At 66.9% G+C, this 17,855-nt stretch carries 16 protein-coding genes; 13 read left to right on the top strand and 3 right to left on the bottom strand.

From position 1 onward, the window contains the following. Positions 1-268 precede the first annotated feature (268 nt). Complete coding sequence (locus BGO82_RS15670; protein ID WP_291306555.1) at positions 269-2,263, top strand: DUF5107 domain-containing protein; 1,995 nt, start codon at positions 269-271, stop codon at positions 2,261-2,263. Here BGO82_RS15670 and BGO82_RS15665 read toward each other — a convergent pair. Continuing rightward, positions 2,260-3,264, bottom strand: coding sequence for a BadF/BadG/BcrA/BcrD ATPase family protein (locus tag BGO82_RS15665; RefSeq protein WP_291306554.1), 1,005 nt, complete (start codon positions 3,262-3,264; stop codon positions 2,260-2,262). The genes BGO82_RS15670 and BGO82_RS15665 overlap by 4 nt on opposite strands. Before the next feature lie 109 nt (positions 3,265-3,373). On the opposite strand from BGO82_RS15665, the gene BGO82_RS15660 reads away from it, so the two are divergent. From BGO82_RS15660 to BGO82_RS15645, 4 genes are all read left to right on the top strand, one after another. Further along, positions 3,374-4,324, top strand: a complete 951-nt coding sequence (locus BGO82_RS15660) for a MurR/RpiR family transcriptional regulator (protein ID WP_291306553.1) — start codon at positions 3,374-3,376, stop codon at positions 4,322-4,324. Between the two features lie 2 nt (positions 4,325-4,326). After that, entirely contained in the window at positions 4,327-5,076 is a 750-nt protein-coding gene (locus BGO82_RS15655) for an SIS domain-containing protein (RefSeq protein WP_291306552.1), read from the top strand. Positions 5,077-5,144: 68 nt separating this feature from the next. Then, the gene (gene ngcE, locus BGO82_RS15650) at positions 5,145-6,533 is read left to right on the top strand and encodes an N-acetylglucosamine/diacetylchitobiose ABC transporter substrate-binding protein (RefSeq protein ID WP_291306551.1); all 1,389 of its coding nucleotides are present in this window, start codon (positions 5,145-5,147) and stop codon (positions 6,531-6,533) included. 29 nt (positions 6,534-6,562) lie between these two features. Further along, the gene (locus BGO82_RS15645) at positions 6,563-8,443 is read left to right on the top strand and encodes an ABC transporter permease subunit (protein WP_291306550.1); all 1,881 of its coding nucleotides are present in this window, start codon (positions 6,563-6,565) and stop codon (positions 8,441-8,443) included. A 64-nt stretch (positions 8,444-8,507) separates the two neighbouring features. Here the strand turns inward: BGO82_RS15645 and BGO82_RS15640 are convergent, their stop codons facing one another. Then, complete coding sequence (locus BGO82_RS15640; protein ID WP_291306549.1) at positions 8,508-8,972, bottom strand: MarR family transcriptional regulator; 465 nt, start codon at positions 8,970-8,972, stop codon at positions 8,508-8,510. On the opposite strand from BGO82_RS15640, the gene BGO82_RS15635 reads away from it, so the two are divergent. Both BGO82_RS15635 and BGO82_RS15630 read left to right on the top strand, forming a co-directional pair. After that, positions 8,956-10,539, top strand: a complete 1,584-nt coding sequence (locus BGO82_RS15635) for an AMP-binding protein (protein WP_291306548.1) — start codon at positions 8,956-8,958, stop codon at positions 10,537-10,539. The genes BGO82_RS15640 and BGO82_RS15635 overlap by 17 nt on opposite strands. After that, positions 10,536-11,351 (top strand): p-hydroxycinnamoyl CoA hydratase/lyase, encoded by an 816-nt coding sequence (locus tag BGO82_RS15630; protein WP_291306547.1) that lies wholly within the window; start codon positions 10,536-10,538, stop codon positions 11,349-11,351. The genes BGO82_RS15635 and BGO82_RS15630 overlap by 4 nt, the downstream gene beginning before the upstream one ends. A gap of 5 nt (positions 11,352-11,356) precedes the next feature. Here the strand turns inward: BGO82_RS15630 and pcaQ are convergent, their stop codons facing one another. Beyond that, positions 11,357-12,277: a pca operon transcription factor PcaQ gene (pcaQ, locus tag BGO82_RS15625; RefSeq protein ID WP_291306546.1), complete on the bottom strand. Its 921-nt coding sequence runs from the start codon at positions 12,275-12,277 to the stop codon at positions 11,357-11,359. A 107-nt stretch (positions 12,278-12,384) separates the two neighbouring features. Here pcaQ and BGO82_RS15620 point away from each other — a divergent pair, with 107 nt between their 5' ends. The 6 genes from BGO82_RS15620 to BGO82_RS15595 are packed head-to-tail and all read left to right on the top strand — an operon-like array spanning position 12,385 to position 17,847. Beyond that, positions 12,385-13,683, top strand: a complete 1,299-nt coding sequence (locus BGO82_RS15620) for an ABC transporter substrate-binding protein (protein WP_291306545.1) — start codon at positions 12,385-12,387, stop codon at positions 13,681-13,683. 28 nt (positions 13,684-13,711) lie between these two features. Next, entirely contained in the window at positions 13,712-14,446 is a 735-nt protein-coding gene (locus BGO82_RS15615) for an ABC transporter ATP-binding protein (RefSeq protein WP_291306544.1), read from the top strand. Further along, positions 14,443-15,162, top strand: coding sequence for an ABC transporter ATP-binding protein (locus BGO82_RS15610; RefSeq protein ID WP_291306543.1), 720 nt, complete (start codon positions 14,443-14,445; stop codon positions 15,160-15,162). The genes BGO82_RS15615 and BGO82_RS15610 overlap by 4 nt, the downstream gene beginning before the upstream one ends. Beyond that, positions 15,159-16,040, top strand: a complete 882-nt coding sequence (locus BGO82_RS15605; RefSeq protein ID WP_291306542.1) for a branched-chain amino acid ABC transporter permease — start codon at positions 15,159-15,161, stop codon at positions 16,038-16,040. Before BGO82_RS15610 ends, BGO82_RS15605 begins: the two co-directional genes overlap by 4 nt. Continuing rightward, a complete protein-coding gene (locus BGO82_RS15600; protein WP_291306541.1) occupies positions 16,037-17,062 on the top strand; it encodes a branched-chain amino acid ABC transporter permease in 1,026 nt (341 codons plus the stop codon). Before BGO82_RS15605 ends, BGO82_RS15600 begins: the two co-directional genes overlap by 4 nt. Further along, positions 17,062-17,847 (top strand): coniferyl-alcohol dehydrogenase, encoded by a 786-nt coding sequence (locus BGO82_RS15595; RefSeq protein WP_291306755.1) that lies wholly within the window; start codon positions 17,062-17,064, stop codon positions 17,845-17,847. Before BGO82_RS15600 ends, BGO82_RS15595 begins: the two co-directional genes overlap by 1 nt. Positions 17,848-17,855 lie beyond the last annotated feature (8 nt).

Below are 17,855 nucleotides of genomic sequence, written 5' to 3'. Positions count from 1 at the left end.
GCGTACTCATGCGGTTCCGCCCCGCCGCAGGTATCTTGTCCCCTCCGCCTGCACTTGTTCCTCCTCTGCCGGCGTCGACTACGGTTGCACACCTGTGCAGTGATCGCAATAGGCTGTTTTGCAGGAGTTGAATATGTAGGGAAAGATCACCCGTGCACACCAGTGCATCGTTCTAAACAGCACCGATCATAGCGTCGGCGAGCCGTCTTGCTCTCCGAGCAATTGTCTGCGAGCAGGTGGCGGTCTTGACCTGAAGGAGCCGGCGGCCATGGGAATCACGCAAATCCGCAAGGAGGTCCTCAGCCTGCCGATGGCGCGGCTGGGGCGTCCTAGCAACATGCCACGATTCCGTTGGCAGCAGCCGATGCCGGACCGTCCGACTCCGCCTAACGTCGGTCTCACCGAGGAGGAGAGCGCCAACGGCTTCCGCTGGGGCGAGGATTCGATCCTGCCGTATCAGGTTTCGGACGACTACGATCGCGAGGTGCGGCCGGGCAAGCTCGATGTCGTGGCGATCGAGAATGGACGGTTGCGGGCGGTCGTGGCGCCCTCGCTCGGCGGGCGGCTGTTGGAGCTCAAGGACCTCGAGACTGGCCGCGACCTGGTGTTCCGCAATCCGGTGTTCCAGCCGGCCAACCTTGCCGCGCTCAACGCCTGGTTCTCGGGCGGTATCGAGTGGAACGGGCTGATCCCCGGGCATACGCCGTTCACCTGTGCCCCGGTGTTCGCGGGCGTGCGCGACACGCCGCGCGGGCCGGTCCTCCGGATCTACGAATTCGACCGGATCGTCGAGGCGACGTGGCAGGTCGACCTGTTCCTGCCCAGCGACGGTGCGTGTCTTTATGCCCACGGACGCATCGTCAATCCGTCGGCCGAGGCGAAGCTCGCCTATTGGTGGACCAACATCGCCGCGCCGATGGGTGAGGGAACGCGGGTGCTGAGTCCCGCCGACTATTCGGTTGAACACATCTGGCCGGGCAACAATCTCGGCCGCTGCGAGTTTCCGCGGCCGGACTGGGATGCGTCCTACCCGGACAATTGGGAAAACGCGACATCGGTGTTCTTCCGGGCGCCGCATGCCGATCGGCGCTTCGTGATGTCGGTGGGCCGCGACGGTTTCGGGCTGGGACAGACCAGCACCGGCGAAATGGTGGGCCGCAAATTCTTCTATTTCGGCAGTGCGCCGGGCGGGCAGAACTGGATGGATTATCTGTCGCGGCCGGGCGAGGGAAAGTACCTCGAAATCCAGAGCGGCGTCGCGCCGACGCAGAACCAGCGCTTCGTGCTCGGTGGCGGCGCCGAGCTCGACTGGACCGAGGCATTCTTTCCAGTGCGGCTGGAAGCAGGTCGCGCTCATGATGCGGAATACGGCGCGGCGGTGGCGCACGCGGCAGATTTTGTCGACGGCGCGGTGCCGCCGACCGAGCTGGCCGAGATCGATGCGTTCCTGCGCGAGCAGGCGCGACTGCCGCTCGATGGACGCGTGTCCGAGGGGGAGCCATGGGGACAGCGGCAGGAACTGCTGCTGGGCCGACCGCTGGCGGCGGGCCTCGACTTCGCCGTGACGGCGCCCGACGATTTCTGGGACGAACTGGCGCGAGGGAGCACCGTTTCGGAGCGCAGCCTGCGCCAAGTGCCCGAAGGCATCGCGGTGTCGCAGGTCTGGACCGATCGGATCGCTGGCAGTGCTGCGGCGCAGGGCACGAGCTGGCTGCATGAACTGGCACTGGGTACCGCGCTGCTCGATCGAGGCGACCGCATCGCAGCGTACGAGCACGTGGAGCGCTCGCTGGCGCTGCGGCCGAGCTGGCCGGCCTATCGGCTGCGCGCGCTCATGGCCGTCGATGCCGGCGCCGCGTCAGCGGACTATCTGCGCGCCTGGCGGACAGGCGAGGCACCCGCCGAGCTGGCAGTGGAGATCGCCACGCATTTCATGGCGGCCGAGCGGCCCGCCGAACTCAAGGCGTTCGTCGAGGCCTTGCCGGCGGGCATTCGCGACAACGAGCGGATCATTCTGGCGCGGGCGGTCGTGGCAGCCGATGCGGGACAATTCGACGAGCTCGAACGGCTGCTGCTGAGCCGGCGCTTCGCCACGATCCGCGAAGGCGAGACGTTGCTCTCGGACCTGTGGGGCCGGCTGCGGCGCGGGCGGCTGGAGGCCGAACTCGGGCGTCTCGCGACGATCGATGAAATCCGACAGGACCTGACGACGCACCCGCTGCCGCGAGCGCTTGATCTGCGCATGCACCAACTCGAAGACTAAGGCGCTGCCGGGCCCAGGCTTGGTGCTGCCATCGAGGCGGCGATGGTCGCGACCGTCGGTTCGTCGACGGTGATGCCGACTGCGCGCAGGGCGAGCACGGCGGCGCCGACCGAGCCGTCGGCGGCCACCCGGATGTCGGGCTCGTGCCCGGCAGCGCGAACGAGGTCGGCGATGGCGGGCGCGACGCCGGTCAAATGCGTGACGACGCCCCCGCCCAAGACGACAGGTCCCGGCATTGTGGCGTCGAACGCCAAGGCAAAGTGTCGCGCGAGATAGCGCTCGGCCGCCGCGATGAGGCCTGTCGCGACGGGGTCGTTGCGATCGGCGAAAACCAGCGGCGCGAAGCGCGCCAATTCGATCGGGCGAATGGCGTAGATCGCGTCGATCAACAGACGAAGCGGGGCGGGACGGCCGAGGATGCGGTCTTCGCTCCAGGGGATGTCGAAGGCCGCGAGCAGGGCGGAGGTCAGCGACGTTTTTTCGCCGCGGCCCTCGAGATCGGCGACGGCGGCGCGCGCCGCCTGCTGGCCCAGCCAGAAGCCGGAGCCAAGGTCCCCGGCCAGCCAGCCCGCAAGGTCGACGACGCGTTCCACCTCGCCGCCGCGGATGCGCACGGCGCCGGCGCCGGTGCCGGCGATGACGCAATAGCCCTCGGTGGTCGCAGTGACGGACGAGAACATCGCCTGGACGTCGCCGGCAAAGACGATGGGACCGGTGAGCCCGGCGGCGCGGAACGCCGTTTCCAGTTTCGCCAGCGCGACGTGCTTTTGCGGGCCGGCGAGCGCGATCAGCGCGACGGCGATGTCGGGATGTTCGATCGCCGCCTCGGCGATGGCGGCCTCGACTGCGGAAATAATGGCGGCGGCGGCCTGCTCGGGGGTGTTCGAGGCGGGGTTGCCGCCGCGATTGCGGCCACGCCCGAGACAGCGGCCGCTGGTGTCGATCAGGCAGGCCCGCGAGGTCGAGCCACCGACATCGATGGCGAGCAGGGTCTTGTCCATTTCAGCCATCACGTCGCTTGCAATCGGCGCACTTGCTCGATAAGAATTGTTTTCACCAGCGTGTCGACCTTCTTGAGAGCAATTTTCAGGCGTGGGCTCGTTAGCATAGATGACCGTTCCCGCAAAGACGTTCAGCGTTCTGGACCGCATCAAGACGTATCAGTCGCAGATGCCGGCGACGATGGCGAAGATTGCGGCGGTGCTCATCGAAGATCCCAAGGCGCCGCTGAACCTGTCGATCACCGAGTTGGCCGACCGCGCGGGAACGTCGGCGGCGAGCGTCACGCGGTTCTGCCGGATGATCGGCTATGGCGGCTACTCGCCACTGCGCGTCGGCATCGCCGAAGATGTCGGTCGCGGCGGGGCGCAGGCGGCATGGATCGCCGATATCGGGCGGTCGTTCGGCCCGCACGATCCGCCCGATGAGATTCGGCGGGCGCTGCTCAACACGCATGTGCTGTCGCTGCAGACGACGGCGGGGCTGCTCGATCTGCCGACGGCGATGCGCGTGGCCGAGGCGATCGCCAAGTCGCCGCATGTCGACGTCTACGGCGTCGGCGGCAGTGCCCTGACGGCGCTGGAGATCGAGGCGCGCCTCTATCGCATCGGCATCAATGTCCACACCTGGGCCGAGGTGCATAACGGTCTTACCAGCGCGGCGATCCTCGATCGCAAATGCGTGGCGATCGGCATTTCCAATACCGGCCGCACCGACGAGACCATCCAGATGCTGTCGGTGGCCAAGGCTTCGGGTGCCCGCACCGTGGCGATCACCGGCAATCCGGAGTCGCCGCTGGCGCGGCTGGCCGACGACGTGCTGATCGCGGCGTCGCCGGACGGCTATCTGCAACCGGCGGATCTGTCGGCGCGGCACTGCCAGTTGTTCGTGGTCGACCTGCTCTATTTGCTCATCGCGCAGTCGAATTTCGATCGCACCACGCGGCTGCTCGCGGCCTCCGGCGCCGCGGTGGCGCCACGCCGCCGGCCGATGCGCGGCGGACCTTCCTCTCACGCGGCGGCGCGCCGGGCGCCGGCCCCTCTGTCCAACGAGCCAAGTTGACCATGACCGACCTTATCAAGCAGTACCTCAGCGAGATCACGACGCGGCTGGAGCGCCTGGCGGTTACCGGCGGGCCGATCGACGACGCCATCGCGCTGATCACGGACTCGCTCGAGGCGGGCGGCGTGGTGCAGGCGTTCGGCACCGGCCACTCCGAGGCATTCGCCATGGAAATCGCAGGTCGCGCCGGCGGGCTGATCGCCACCAACCGCATCGCGCTTCGCACGTTGGTGCTGCGCGGCGACCGCAAGGTGTCGGAACTGGGGGGCGCCGAATTCGAGCGCGACCCCAATGTCGGCGAGAACCTGCTGGCGCTGTTCGACGTGCAGCCCAACGACGTGTTCATCATCGCCTCGAATTCCGGCGTGAACGGCTCGATCCTGGGCGTGGCGCTGGCGGCCAAGGCGCGCGGCCACAAGGTGATCGCGGTGACCAGCCTCGACCATACCAGCCGGGTGACGCCCAAGCATCCGAGCGGCAAGCGCCTGAGCGAAATCGCCGATATCGTCATCGACAATCTGGCGCCCTATGGCGACAGCACCATGCAGCTCGAGGGCGGCATCGGCGTGGGCGCCGTGTCCTCGATCACAGCGGCCTTTATTGCGCAGCGCATCACCATCGGCGTGGCCGAGACGATGCGGCAGCGCGGCAAGACACCTCCGGTCTATATTTCTGCCAATATTCCAGGAGGTGACGAGCACAATCGTGCTCTCGAAGATCTCTACGGCTTGCGAATCCGCAGGGAGGCCTGATGGCTTTATTGTGAAGCCGGCCGGCGTGAGGTTTAATGGACTACACTAAGGAAAGGGAAGGACCAGAAATGGGTATCAATAAGACTATCGACCGCCGCTCGTTCATGCGCGGGACGGCGGCAGCAGCGGCGGCCCTGCCGCTGGGCGGCCTGCTCGGCTCGACCGGGCTGTCGACCGGCGCCTTCGCGCAGGATGCGGCCAATCCGTTCGGCGTTGCCGACGGCTCGGCCGTCGACGCGGTGATTTTCAACGGCGGCTATGGCATCGACTACGTGCAGTTCGCTGCCGACGTGATGCAGAAGGCCCACCCGAAGGTGAAGGTCACGGTGTCGCCGTCGACCCAGATCGCGACGGAACTGCAGCCGCGCTTCGTTGGCGGCAACCCGCCCGACATCATCGACAATTCGGGCGCCGACGCCATCGGCTTCAACGCCATCCTCGACCAACTCGAGGACATGAACAGCGTTCTGGACGCACCGAACCTGGAAGGCACCAAGATCCGCGACACGCTGTTCGGCGGCGTCGAGGCTCCCGGCACCTTCGGCGACAAGTTCGTGGCGCTCAACTACGTCATGACCGTCTATGGCATCTGGTATTCGCAGAGCCTGTTTGACGAGAATGGCTGGAAGGCTCCGACCAATTGGGACGAGGCCAAGGAACTTGGCGCCAAGGCCAAGGAAAAGGGCAAGTACCTGCTCGGTTGGGGTAAGGAAGCCGCGACCTACTACCAGACCACGATGATCGCTTCGGCGATCAAGGAAGGTGGCGACGAGGTTCGTCTCGCCCTGGACAACATCCAGCCCAAGTGCTGGTCGCATCCGGCGGTGCAGGCAGCGTTCCAGCACCTCTACGACATCATCCAGGCCGGCTACATGCATCCCGGTGGGTCGGGCACGCAGTTCACCGCGGCGCAGGCGCAGTGGTCGAACGATCAGGCATGGCTGCTCTATCCCTCGGGCTCGTGGATCGAGAACGAGATGAAGAAGGCGACCAAGGACGGCTTCAAGATGACCGGCATGCCGGACCTCGCGGTCACGGCCGGCTCGAAGATGAAGCCGACCGCGCTGCACGCCACTGCCGGCGAGCCGTTCATCATTCCGACGGGCGGCGCCAACGTGGCGGGCGGCAAGGAATTGCTGCGCACCATGCTGTCGAAGGAAGCTGCGACCAATTTCTGCAAGACGCGTCTCGCTCCCACCATCGTCAAGGGCCTGGTTCCCGAAGACGGGTTCGGATCGACCGCTCTGGTGTCGCAGAACAAGATGCTGGCCGATGGCGGCTCGGACATCTTCAGCTGGAACTTCGTCGACCTCTACGGCACCAACAAGGACATGCTGGTTCCCTGGAACAGCTTCCTTGACGGCAAGCTCGACGTGGCGGGCCTCACCAGCGCGCTGCAGGGCATCACCGATGCCGTCTACAACGACAGCTCGGTCAACAAGGTCGTCGTGAAGTGACCGAAGGCACGATGGCAGGAGCACAAAGGGTGGCCGCTGCAAAGCGGCGGTGGACGCTTCCGAGCTTCGGGCAGGCCAGCTTCGTGCTGGCCTTCCTGGGGATCCCGCTGGCGATCTACATCATCTTCGTGATCCTGCCCATCGTGCAGGCGTTCTACTACTCGCTCACCGATTGGGGTGGGTTCTCCAGGAAGATGAACTTCGTGGGGTTCGACAACTACCTCAGGCTGCTGCAGGACGGCGTCTTCCTCAAGGCACTCAGCAACAATCTGGTGCTGGCGCTCGTCCTGCCGCCCCTGACCATCGTGCTGTCGCTCACCCTGGCAACACTGGTCACGGTCGGCGGCGTGAGTCGCGGCGAGGTGCGCGGCATCGCCAATTCCGGCATCTACCGCATCGTCTCGTTCTTTCCCTATGTGGTGCCGGCGATCGTCATCGGCATCATCTGGGCGCAGATGTACGACCCTTCCAACGGCCTGTTGAACGGGCTGCTGACGGGCATCGGACTCAGCGGGTTCAAATCGTTCCCATGGCTGGGCGACGAACGCACCGCCATGGGCGCGTCGATCTTCGTGATCGTGTGGTCGATGGTCGGCTTCTACATGGTGCTGTTCATCGCCGCGATCAAAGGCATCCCGTCCGAGGTGTACGACGCGGCGCGCGTCGATGGCGCCGGCCGCTTCCGCACGGCGGTGTTCATCACCGTGCCGATGATCCGCGACAACATCCGCACTGCCTACATCTATCTGGGTATCCTCGCGCTCGATGCCTTCGTCTACATGCAGGCCCTCAACTCCAATGGCGGGCCGAACAATTCGACGCTGACCATTTCGCAGGACCTGCTGGTTACCGCGTTCAAGAAAACCAAGTTCGGCTACGCCAGCTCGATGGGCGTGGTGATGGCGGTGGTCACGCTGCTGTTCGCGGCGCTGGTGTTCCTGGTGTTCTATCTCACCGGCGAAAAGAAGCCGCCGCGGACCAAGTCGGTCAGTCCGGTGACGGAGGGTCGGCGGCCGGTGAACACCTCGCCGATGCAGCCGCTGCCGAAGCTCGTCCGCAAGACGCCGTCACGGCCCGGCATCTGGACCGACAAGACAGTCGCCACGATCTCGCACGTCGCCCTGATTGCCTGGATGATCATCGTCTGTGCTCCGCTGCTGTGGGTGCTGCTGTCGTCGTTCAAGACGACCAAGGAGGTGCTGAGCTCGCCCTTCACGCTGCCCGCCAACTGGAATTTCGACAACTATGTCTCGGCCTGGACCAGCGCCGGCATCGGTACATATTTCTTCAATTCGGTGATCGTGGTGGCCAGCGCGCTGGTCATCGTCATGCTGCTGGGCGCCATGTGCGCCTATGTGCTGGCGCGCTACGAGTTCAAGGGCAACAAGATCATCTATTATGCGATGCTGGCCGGCCTGACCTTTCCGCCGTTCCTCGCCATCGTGCCGCTGTTCTTCGTGCTGCAGAGCTTCCACGTGCTCAACACGCTGCAGGGGCTGATCATCACCTATGTGGCGTTCGCGCTGCCGTTCACGGTGTTCTTCCTTTATGCGTTTTTCCGCACGCTGCCGCAGGAGGTGGCCGAGGCCGCGGCGCTCGACGGCTGCGGGCCGTGGCGCATCTTCTTCCAGATCATGCTGCCGATGGCCAAGCCCGGTCTCGCCTCCGTCGCCATCTTCAACTTCCTCGGCCTGTGGAACCAGTTCCTGCTGCCGGTGGCCCTCAACACCAAGGACGGCAACTACGTGCTGTCGCAGGGCATGGCCAAGTTCGCCTCGCAGGCGGGCTATGCGGTCGATTTCGGCGCGCTGTTCGCCGCCGTGGTGATCACGGTGCTGCCGGTGCTGGTGGCCTACATCGTATTCCAGCGGCAATTGCAGGGATCGGTGTCGCCGGGCCTGCTGAAATAGATCTGCTTCTTCGGCCTGTCGACCGCGGCCTCATGCGCGGAGGCCCTTAAGCACGGGGTCAGCGTCAGACCGGCCTGCCGTAAATCTCGCGCAGCATGGCGATCAGGTGGTCGCCGCGGCCGCCGAGGGCGGCGATGAAACGCTGCTCGTGTTCGGCGATGCGGTCCCGCGCTACGATGAGGAGGCGCGCGCCGGCCGCCGTGAGGTGCAGCGCCTGGCGGCGGCCGTCGCTGGCCGAGCGGCGGCGGGTGAGGAGCTGGCGCCCGTCGAGGCGGTCGACGATGGCCATCATGGTGGCGCGGTCGGTGCCGAGGGTTGTGGCGAGATCGATTTGCGAGACGCCGGGATTGGCGTCGATCAGCTCCAGCACCGCATATTGCTTCTGCGTCAGGTCGAGGCCGTGCATCGCGCCGGCAAAGTCGCGGGCGACGGCGGCGCTGGCCATGCGCAGATGAAATCCCAGCAGCGCCTCGAGCCAGCCCAGTTGCAGGGCGGGGCCGGCGTCGCCATCCGTGGCGATTGTCGACATGCTTGCGTCCTCCTCGGCAATTTTGTACGTGTTACATACAATTGTCGCAACGACAATCGCGGAGGAGCGGTTGGCCGAGGACGAGTTCAGCACCGATGCTCTTGCCTATGCGGCGGCGGCGCGGCCGGCAAAGACGGCCGTGGTGGCGCTGGCGAGCGGCGAGCGCCTCGCCTATGCGGAGCTGACTGCGCTGGCCGATCGCGCAGCCGGCTGGCTCGCGTCACGGTTGGGCGAGACGCAGGGTGAGCGCGTCGCCTATCTTGGCCGGAACGGCGTCGAACTGCTGGTGTTGGCGCTGGGTGCGGAGCGCTGCGGGGCGATTTTCGTGCCGCTCAACTGGCGGCTCGCGGGGCCGGAGATCGCAGCGCTGCTCGAGGATTGTGCGCCGCGCCTGGTCGTGGCGCAGAACGAGTTCCTGCCGCTGCTCGCCGCGGGCGTCGCCGCGACGGGCGCGCTCGATGAAATCCGCACGACCGCGCCGCTGCCGGCCCAGCCGCTGCCGGTGCACCGGCCGATCATCCTGCTTTACACCTCGGGAACCACCGGCCGGCCCAAGGGTGTCATCGTCACGGCCCGTAATGCCTTCGCGGCGGCGCTGAACTTCATCGCGGTGGGCGAGGTGCATGCCGGGTCGGTGACATTGTCGGACCTGCCGATGTTCCATACCATCGGGCTGATCGCGGTGGCGCGTTCGACGCTGATGGCGGGCGGCACATTGGTGTTGACCGACCGCTTTCTGGTGCCGCGTACGCTGGCGGCGCTTAGCGACGCGGCGCTTGGCGTGACGCACTATTTTGCCGTGCCGATGATGGCCGAGGCGCTGGCGGCGGACGCGGCGTTCGACGCCGCCGCGCTCAAGCGCCTGCACGCGATCTTCCTCGGCGGCGCGCCGCCCGCTCCGGCGCTGATCGAGCGGTTCCTGGAGTTCGGCGTGCCGCTGGTCAATGGCTATGGCATGAGTGAAGCTGGAACGGCGATCCACGTCCCGATCGATCGCGAGGCAGTGCGGCGCAGCGCCGGCGCGGTCGGCCTGCCGGCCCCGCACATTGAAATCCGTCTCGTGGCGGATGGCGCCGATGTCCGCGCTGGCGACGTGGGTGAGGTCTGGTTGCGGGGGCCGTCGGTCACGCCGGGCTACTGGAACCGGCCGGCGGAGACGGCGGCGGCGTTCGCCGAAGGCTGGTACCGCACCGGCGACCTGGCGCGGCGCGAGATGTCGGGGATGTATCGCATCGTCGACCGGCTCAAGGACATGTACGTGTCGGGCGGCGAGAACGTCTATCCGGCCGAGGTCGAGGCCGTGGTCGCGGCGAGCGGAGCCGTCGCTGACGCCGCGGTGCTCGGGATAGCGGACGCGCGCTGGGGCGAGATCGGCGTCGCCTTTGTTGTGCCGGAGGACGCAGCGAGTTTCGATCCGGACGCGTTGCGCGCGCACTGCGCCGCTCGCCTCGCGAAATACAAGTGCCCGACGCGCGTAGTGGTGGTCGAGGCCATTCCGCGCAGTGCGGCGGGCAAGATCCTGAAGCCGGTGCTGCGAGAGCGCCTCATGAATGGAGAGTTCGGATGAGCGACGATGTCGTGCTTGTCGAAATTGCCGATCGCGTGGCGACGGTCACCTTCAACCGCCCGCAGAAGCGCAATGCGATGAACCCGGCGCTCAACGAGCGCATGCTGCAGGTGCTCGACGACCTCGAAGGCCGCGACGAGGTCGGGGTGCTGGTGCTGACCGGCGCCGGCGAGGCCTGGTCGGCCGGCATGGACCTCAAGGAATATTTCCGCGACAACGACGGCAAGCCGCGGGCGGCGACGCTCAAGGTGCGGCGGCAGTCGGGCACCTGGTGGCAGCGGCTGATGTATTTCGAGAAGCCGAGCATCGCCATGGTCAATGGCTGGTGCTTCGGCGGAGCTTTCACACCGCTGGTGGCGTGCGACCTGGCGATCGCGGCCGAGGAGGCGCAGTTCGGGCTCAGCGAGATCAACTGGGGCATTTTGCCGGGCGGCAATGTCACGCGCGCGGTGGCGGAAGTCATGCGGCATCGCGATGCGCTCTACTACATCATGACCGGCGAAACCTTCGGCGGGCGCAAGGCGGCGGCGATGGGGCTGGTCAACGAGGCCGTGCCCGCGGCGCAATTGCGGGCGCGAGTGATGGCCCTCGCCAGGGTGCTGCTCGACAAGAATCCGGTGACGCTGAAGGCCGCCAAGGACACGTTCAAGCGCGTGCGCAACATGCCGTGGGACGCGTCGGACGACTACATCTACGCCAAGCTCGAGCAGATGCTGCTGCTCGACAAGAGCCGTGGGCGCGACGAAGGGCTTCGGCAGTTCCTCGACGACAAGAGCTACCGGCCGGGGCTGGGCGCCTACAAGCGGGACTGATCCGGCTAGAGTCCCAGCGCCCGCACCGTCTCGTGCAGGCAGTTGGCGAGCAGGGCGCTGCCGGGCGGCTCGGGCACGCCGGCGCGGATGGTGAGGCCGACCGCGCCGCGGGTTTCGGAGGTATCGACCGGCAGCCGCTGCGTGTCGCCGGATTCGATATCGGGGGCGACGACGCCTTCCGAGATCACCCAGATGGCGTCCGACTGCCGGATCATGGCGCGGCCGAAGGCGTCGGACACGGTTTCGATCTCGACCGGCAGATCGCCGATGCCATGGCCGATGAGGAAGCGTTCGACGAACGGGCGGATGACCGAACCCTGGGTCGGCATCAGCACGGTGAAGTCGCGGATGCGGGCGAAGTCAAAGCCGCGGCCTTGCAACAGCGGATGGCCGCGGCGCACGGCGAATACCACCGGCTCGGCGTAGAGGTGCGAGAAGCTGAGGCCCGTCATCAATTCGGGGGCAGCGAGGCGGCCGACCACTAGGTCGAGCTGGCCGAGGCGAAGCTGCTCGAGCAGAACGACGTTTTCGCCGGAGACGATCTTGACCGGATTGCCGGTGCGCAGCGCCAAAAAGCGCTCGAGCGCTCCCGGCATGATGCGGGCGGAGACGGTGGGCAGGGCGCCGATTCTCAGCGGCGGGCCGGAATTGGCGCGGGCGCGCGCCACGCTGTCGATGCCGCGCTGGATGGCGGCAAGGCTGGCGCCGGCATGCTGCAGGAAGACCTCGCCGAACTGGGTGATGCGGATGCCGCGGCCGTCGCGTTCGACCAGCGTCGTGCCGAGCGCGCTTTCGAGCTCGCGCAGAGTCTTGGTGACGGCCGGCTGGCTCACATGCAGCACGTCGGCGGCCTTGCCGACGCTTTGCTGGCGCGCCACCTCGACCAGTGTGCGCAGATGCCGGAACTTTACCGGAAGATCGGTCATGGAATAACCTCCGGGTTATGGGTACCGGAAAATTTCTCATTTTACCAATACGGAACGGTGCTCGATTGTGGCAGCGGCGGCAGGAGGGCCGTCAAGGGAGGACTGACATGACAGAACACCGGACCGGCCTTACCCGCCGGGGCTTCCTCGCATCGTCCGCCGCAGCCGCCGGTGCCGTCGCGCTTGGCGCCGGCACCAATTCGGCGCAGGCCGCAGACACGCTGAAGGTCGGCTTCATCAGCCCGCGCACCGGCCCGCTGGGCGGGTTCGGCGAGGGCGACGGCTACGTGCTCGACATGGCGCGCAAGGCGCTCGCCAACGGCTTCAAGGTGGGCGACAAGACCTATGCCGTCACCATCATCGACCAGGACACGCAATCCGATCCGGCGCGCGCCGGCCAGTTGGCCAAGGATCTGATCAACAACCAGGGCATCGACATGATGCTCACCACTTCGACGCCCGAGGTGGTCAATCCGGTGGCCGATGCCTGCGAAGCGGCAGGTGTACCGTGCCTCGGCACCATCGTGCCGTGGGAAGCGTTCTACTTCGGCCGTGGCGCCAAGCCGGGCGCACCGTCGCCGTTCAAATGGACCTACCTGTTCAGCTTCGGCACCGAGGTGTTCGCCGAAACCTATCTGAGCATGTGGAAGGGCATCGAAACCAACAAGAAGATCGGCGTGATGTATCCCAACGACGCCGATGGCAACGCCATTCGCGCGGCCCTGGCGCCACTGCTCGAGAAGGGCGGCTATACGATCATCGATCCGGGTCCGTACGAGGACGGCACCACCGACTATTCGTCGCAGATCCAGAAGTTCAAGGACGAGGGGGTTGAGATGTTCAACACCTTCCCGATCCCGCCGGACTTTGCGGCCTTCTGGCGGCAGGCGGCGCAGCAGGGCCTGACCAAGCAGATCAAGATCGCGCAGATCGCCAAGACCGGGTTGTTCCCAAGCGACATCGAAGCGGTGGGCGATCTTGGTGACAAGCTGGCGACGGCGGCCTATTGGCACTGGACCTTCCCGTACAAATCGTCGCTCACCGGCATGTCGGGCGAAGATCTGGCGAGCGGCTACGAGGCGACGGCGGGCAAGCAGCGCCAGCAGCAGCTCGGCGCCAGCATGGCGCTGCTCGACGGCGGCTTCGCGGCGTTGGCCGCCGCAGGGACGCCCAACGACAAGGCAGCGTTGGCCAAAGCCCTGTCGACCCTCAACACCACGACCATGGTCGGCAAGGTCGACTTCAACACCGGACCGGTGCCGAACGTGTCGGAGGCCCCGATCATCGGGGCGCAATGGGTGAAGTCGAAGCCGGGCAGCAAATATCCGTTCGACCTGGTGATCGTGGACAATGCTCCCGATCCGAATGTTCCCGTCGCGGCCAAGCTGTTGCCGTACAATAGCTGATCGCAAGGGAGCCATCCGGAGCCGTGCCATGCAGGCCACAACGCCGATCCTCGTCGCCGACGGGCTGCACAAGCGCTTCGGCGCGCTTGTGGTGCTCGACGGTGTCGACCTCAGCATCGGCGAGGGCGAGGCGCTGGGCATCGTCGGCCCCAACGGGGCCGGCAAGACCACACTGCTGTCGGTGCTGGCGGGGGCGCAGCCTCCGTCGGCGGGCAGCATCCGCTTCAAGGACGATGATGTGACGCGTCTGGGGGCGCCGGCGCGTTGCCGGCGCGGCCTGGCACGGACGCACCAGATACCGCGGCCGTTCTCGGGCATGACCGTGTTCGAGAACGCCTATGTGGCGGCGAGCCAGGCCGGCGGCGCCAGCGGCGACGAAGCCTATGACATCGCCACCGATGCGCTGGCGCAATGCGACATGCTGAAGGTCGCCAACCGGCCGGCGGAAACGCTCGGCCTGCTGGCGCGCAAGCGGCTGGAGCTGGCGCGCGCGCTGGCGACGCGGCCATCGCTGCTGCTGCTCGACGAGATCGGGGGCGGCCTCACCAATGCCGAGGCCGACGATCTGGTGGCGACCATCCGCGTGCTCAGGCGGCGAGGCATCTCGATCGTCTGGATCGAGCACATCGTGCAGGTGCTGGTGCAGGTGGCCGAGCGGCTGATCTGCATGGATGCCGGCAAGATCATCGCCGACGGCGCTCCGCAGGCGGTGCTGTCCGACAAAGGCGTGGTGGCGGCCTATCTGGGAGGCGCGCCGGCATGAGCGCGCTGACCGTCAAATCGCTCGATCTGCATCACGGGCTGCTGCATGCCGTGCGCGAAGTATCGTTCGAGGTGGCGAGCGGCGAGGTGCTGGCGCTGGTGGGCGCCAACGGCGCCGGCAAGACAACCCTGTTGCGCGCGATCGCCGGGGCGCACCGGCCGACCGCCGGACGTATCGAGCTCGACGGGCAGGACATCACGCAGGTGCCGGCGCACCGCCGCGTGGCCATGGGCATCGCGCTGGTGCCGGAAGGGCGGCGGCTGTTCACGCAGATGACGGTCGAGGAGAATCTGCTGGTCGGACGCCTGGCGGGCCGCAAGGGGCCGTGGACGGTCAGGAAGGTGCTCGAGACCTTTCCCAATCTCGAGGCCCGCCTCAAGGCTCGCACCGGGACGCTGTCGGGCGGCGAGCAGCAGGCGACGGCGATCGGGCGGGCGCTGATGAGCAATCCCTCGCTGCTGCTGCTCGACGAGGTGTCGCTCGGCCTGTCGCCGATCGCCATCGAGCGGCTCTACGACTCGCTCAAGGGGCTGATGCAGTCGGGCACCACGGTGCTGCTGGTGGAGCAGGATCTGTCGCGAGCCCTCGGGGTGGCGCAACGCGTCGTATGCATGCTCGAAGGCCGTGTGGTGCTCGAGGGACCCACCGCGTCGCTGCCGCGCGAGGCGGTGACCGAGGCCTATTTCGGCGTCGGGCGCGAGAGGGCGATGGCATGATCAATACCATCATCCAGGGCGTTCTGCTCGGCGGCTACTACGCGCTGATCGCGGCGGGCCTCAGCTTCATGTTCTCGGTGATGCGCATCATCAATCTGGCGCATGGCAGCCTCGCGGTGCTGGCCGCCTATGCGCTGCTGGTGCTGGCGCAGAACTACGGCATCTCGCCGTTCCTCGGCCTGCTCGTGGTGCTGCCGCTGATGGCGGTCATCGGGTTCCTGCTGCAACGCTTCGTGCTCGACAGGGCGCTCCGCGCCGGCGAGCTGGTGCCCATTCTTGCGACGTTCGGGCTTTCCATCGTCATCGACAATGCGCTGTTCACCGGCTTCGGAGCCAACACCCGCTCGCTCAGCAACTATATCGGCACGCTGAGCTACGATTCGATCGAGCTGCCCGGCGGCATCTATGTGGGCGAGCTGTCGGTGGGCATTTTCGCTTTGGCGATCATCGTCCTGGTCGGCTTGCAATTGTTCCTGAGCTTCACGCCCTATGGGCGCGCGATCCGGGCGACGTCGGAAGATCCCGACACCGCCGGGCTGGTGGGGATCAATGCGCGCATGGCCACGGCGGTGGCCTCGGCCATCGCGCTGGCGACGGTCGGTCTCGCCGGGGCGGCGCTGGGCATGCGCGGCACGTTCGACGCCTATTCCGGCGCGGCGCAATTGCTGTTCGCCTTCGAGGCGGCGGTGATCGGCGGCGCCGGCTCGGTGTGGGGCACGCTGCTGGGCGGCATCGTGCTGGCGCTGGCGCAGACGCTCGGCGCCAAGGTGTCGCCGCTGGGCTTCCTGATTGCCGGACACGGCGTGTTCCTCGTGGTGCTGTTCGTGCGCATCTGGCTTGCCGGTGGCGTCCGCCCGTTCCTCAGGGGGCGGACATGAACGCGCAGACCGGCTTTCGCGTCGAGCGCTGGACCACGGTGTCGCGCGCCAGCGTGGCGTGCGTGGCGGTGCTCGCGGTGGTGGCGGCGATCGCGCCGCAGTGGCTGGGGCCGGGTGCCATGGACCGGCTCACCATCCTGTTCGTCTATGTGATCATGGCGGCGATGTGGAATGCGCTCGCCGGCTATGCCGGCCTGGTGAGCGTCGGCCAGCAATTGTTCGTCGGGCTCGGGGCCTATTTCACCATCAAGCTCGCCGATTGGGGCCTCAACCCGTTCGTGGGGATGATGCTGGCGGGAATGATCGTGGCCATCGTCGCGGTGCCGCTCAGCTATCCGATGCTGCGGCTCAAGGGCGGCGAGTTCGCCATCGGCATGTGGGTGGTGGCGGAGCTCGCGCATCTGCTGGTCAACCTCGATCCGCTGGTGCGGGGCGAGACCGGCACGTCGCTGATCGCGCTCAACGCCTTCGATCCGGTGCTCAGGCGCAACGTCATCTACTGGCTGGCGCTGGCGTCGCTGCTCGGGCTGCTGGGCGGGCTGTTCCTGCTGCTGCGCAGCCGCGTCGGCGCGGCCATCCAGGCGATCCGCGACAACGAGGATGCGGCGGCGTCGGTGGGCGTGCGGGTAACCGCCACCAAGCGGCTGATCTTCGTGCTGGCGGCGTTCGGCGTGGGCATCGCCGGGGCGCTATGGCTCGCCACCGCGCTGACCTTCCAGCCAAAGGCGTTCTTTTCGGTGCAGTGGACCGCCTACATGATCTTCATGGTGCTGGTGGGCGGTATCGGCACGTTCGAGGGGGCGATCATCGGTGCGGTGATCTTCTTTCTGATCGAGACATGGTTCGGCTCGGCCGGAGTCTGGTACCTCGTCGGCCTCGGGGCGACCGCGCTGGTCTTTGCCCTGTTGCTGCCGCGCGGCATCTGGGGCGCCATCGAGCGGCGCACCGGGCTGCGGCTGCTGCCGGTCGGCTACCGCCTCGACGTCCGGTCGGATGTGCGGCAGGAGGAGGGCGGCAAATGATGCTGCTGGGCAAAAGCATCGTCATCACCGGCGCGGCCTCGGGCATCGGTGCGCGCACGGCCGAACTCTGCGCCCAGCTCGGGGCTGAGGTGATCGGCGTTGACCTCAAGGAGGGGCGGGCGCCGCTCAGCGGCTTCATCCATGGCGATCTGTCGACCGCCGCGGGCGTCGCCGAAATCGCGCGGCACCTGCCCGGGCGGTTCGATGCGCTGTGCAATGTCGCCGGCCTGTCGAGCGCCAGCGGCGCGGCACCGGCGGTGGCGGTCAATTTCTACGGGCTGCGGGCGCTGAGCGAGGCGGCGGCGCAGCACATCCGCCCCGGGGGCGTGGTGGTCAATGTCGCTTCGATCGCCGGCTATGGCTGGCGCGCCAATCTCAACCGGGCGCGCTCGATGGTAGCGGTCGCCGGTTTCCCCGATGTCGCCGCCGTGCTCAAGGAGCATGGTGCGACCGATGCCGAAGCCTATCCGCTGAGCAAGGAATTGCTGCTGCCATGGACGCAGCTCGCGGCGCATGATGCGGCCTTCAAGGATCGCGGCGTGCGGGTAGTATCGGTCAGCCCGGGTCCGGTCGAAACGCCGATCCTGGGGCAGTTCCGGCAGGTGTTCGGCGACCAGCGGGTCGATGCCGACATCGCCGCGGTGGGGCGCGCCGGCACGCCCTCCGACATCGCGCCGGTGATCGCGTTCCTGTGTTCGGATGGCGCGCGCTGGATCAATGGCAGCAACGTCGCCGCCGATGGCGGCCTCGAAGCTGCGGTCAATGCACAGATGCTGGGATTTTAGGAGAGCGA

The sequence above is a fragment of the Devosia sp. 67-54 genome (assembly GCF_001899075.1).
Lineage (GTDB): Bacteria > Pseudomonadota > Alphaproteobacteria > Rhizobiales > Devosiaceae > Devosia_A.
Note: the sequence above shows the minus strand (reverse complement) of the source record. Positions and strands in the feature narration are given on the sequence as shown.

Coding starts and splice junctions, on each gene's coding strand:
- BGO82_RS15660 (WP_291306553.1), top strand. CDS start 3,374: ATGACCGTTCCCGCAAAGACGTTCAGCGTTCTGGACCGCATCAAGACG.
- BGO82_RS15640 (WP_291306549.1), bottom strand. CDS start 8,972: ATGTCGACAATCGCCACGGATGGCGACGCCGGCCCCGCCCTGCAACTG.
- BGO82_RS15600 (WP_291306541.1), top strand. CDS start 16,037: ATGAACGCGCAGACCGGCTTTCGCGTCGAGCGCTGGACCACGGTGTCG.
- BGO82_RS15610 (WP_291306543.1), top strand. CDS start 14,443: ATGAGCGCGCTGACCGTCAAATCGCTCGATCTGCATCACGGGCTGCTG.
- BGO82_RS15620 (WP_291306545.1), top strand. CDS start 12,385: ATGACAGAACACCGGACCGGCCTTACCCGCCGGGGCTTCCTCGCATCG.
- BGO82_RS15630 (WP_291306547.1), top strand. CDS start 10,536: ATGAGCGACGATGTCGTGCTTGTCGAAATTGCCGATCGCGTGGCGACG.
- BGO82_RS15655 (WP_291306552.1), top strand. CDS start 4,327: ATGACCGACCTTATCAAGCAGTACCTCAGCGAGATCACGACGCGGCTG.
- BGO82_RS15665 (WP_291306554.1), bottom strand. CDS start 3,264: ATGGACAAGACCCTGCTCGCCATCGATGTCGGTGGCTCGACCTCGCGG.
- pcaQ (WP_291306546.1), bottom strand. CDS start 12,277: ATGACCGATCTTCCGGTAAAGTTCCGGCATCTGCGCACACTGGTCGAG.
- BGO82_RS15670 (WP_291306555.1), top strand. CDS start 269: ATGGGAATCACGCAAATCCGCAAGGAGGTCCTCAGCCTGCCGATGGCG.
- ngcE (WP_291306551.1), top strand. CDS start 5,145: ATGGGTATCAATAAGACTATCGACCGCCGCTCGTTCATGCGCGGGACG.
- BGO82_RS15605 (WP_291306542.1), top strand. CDS start 15,159: ATGATCAATACCATCATCCAGGGCGTTCTGCTCGGCGGCTACTACGCG.
- BGO82_RS15615 (WP_291306544.1), top strand. CDS start 13,712: ATGCAGGCCACAACGCCGATCCTCGTCGCCGACGGGCTGCACAAGCGC.
- BGO82_RS15595 (WP_291306755.1), top strand. CDS start 17,062: ATGCTGCTGGGCAAAAGCATCGTCATCACCGGCGCGGCCTCGGGCATC.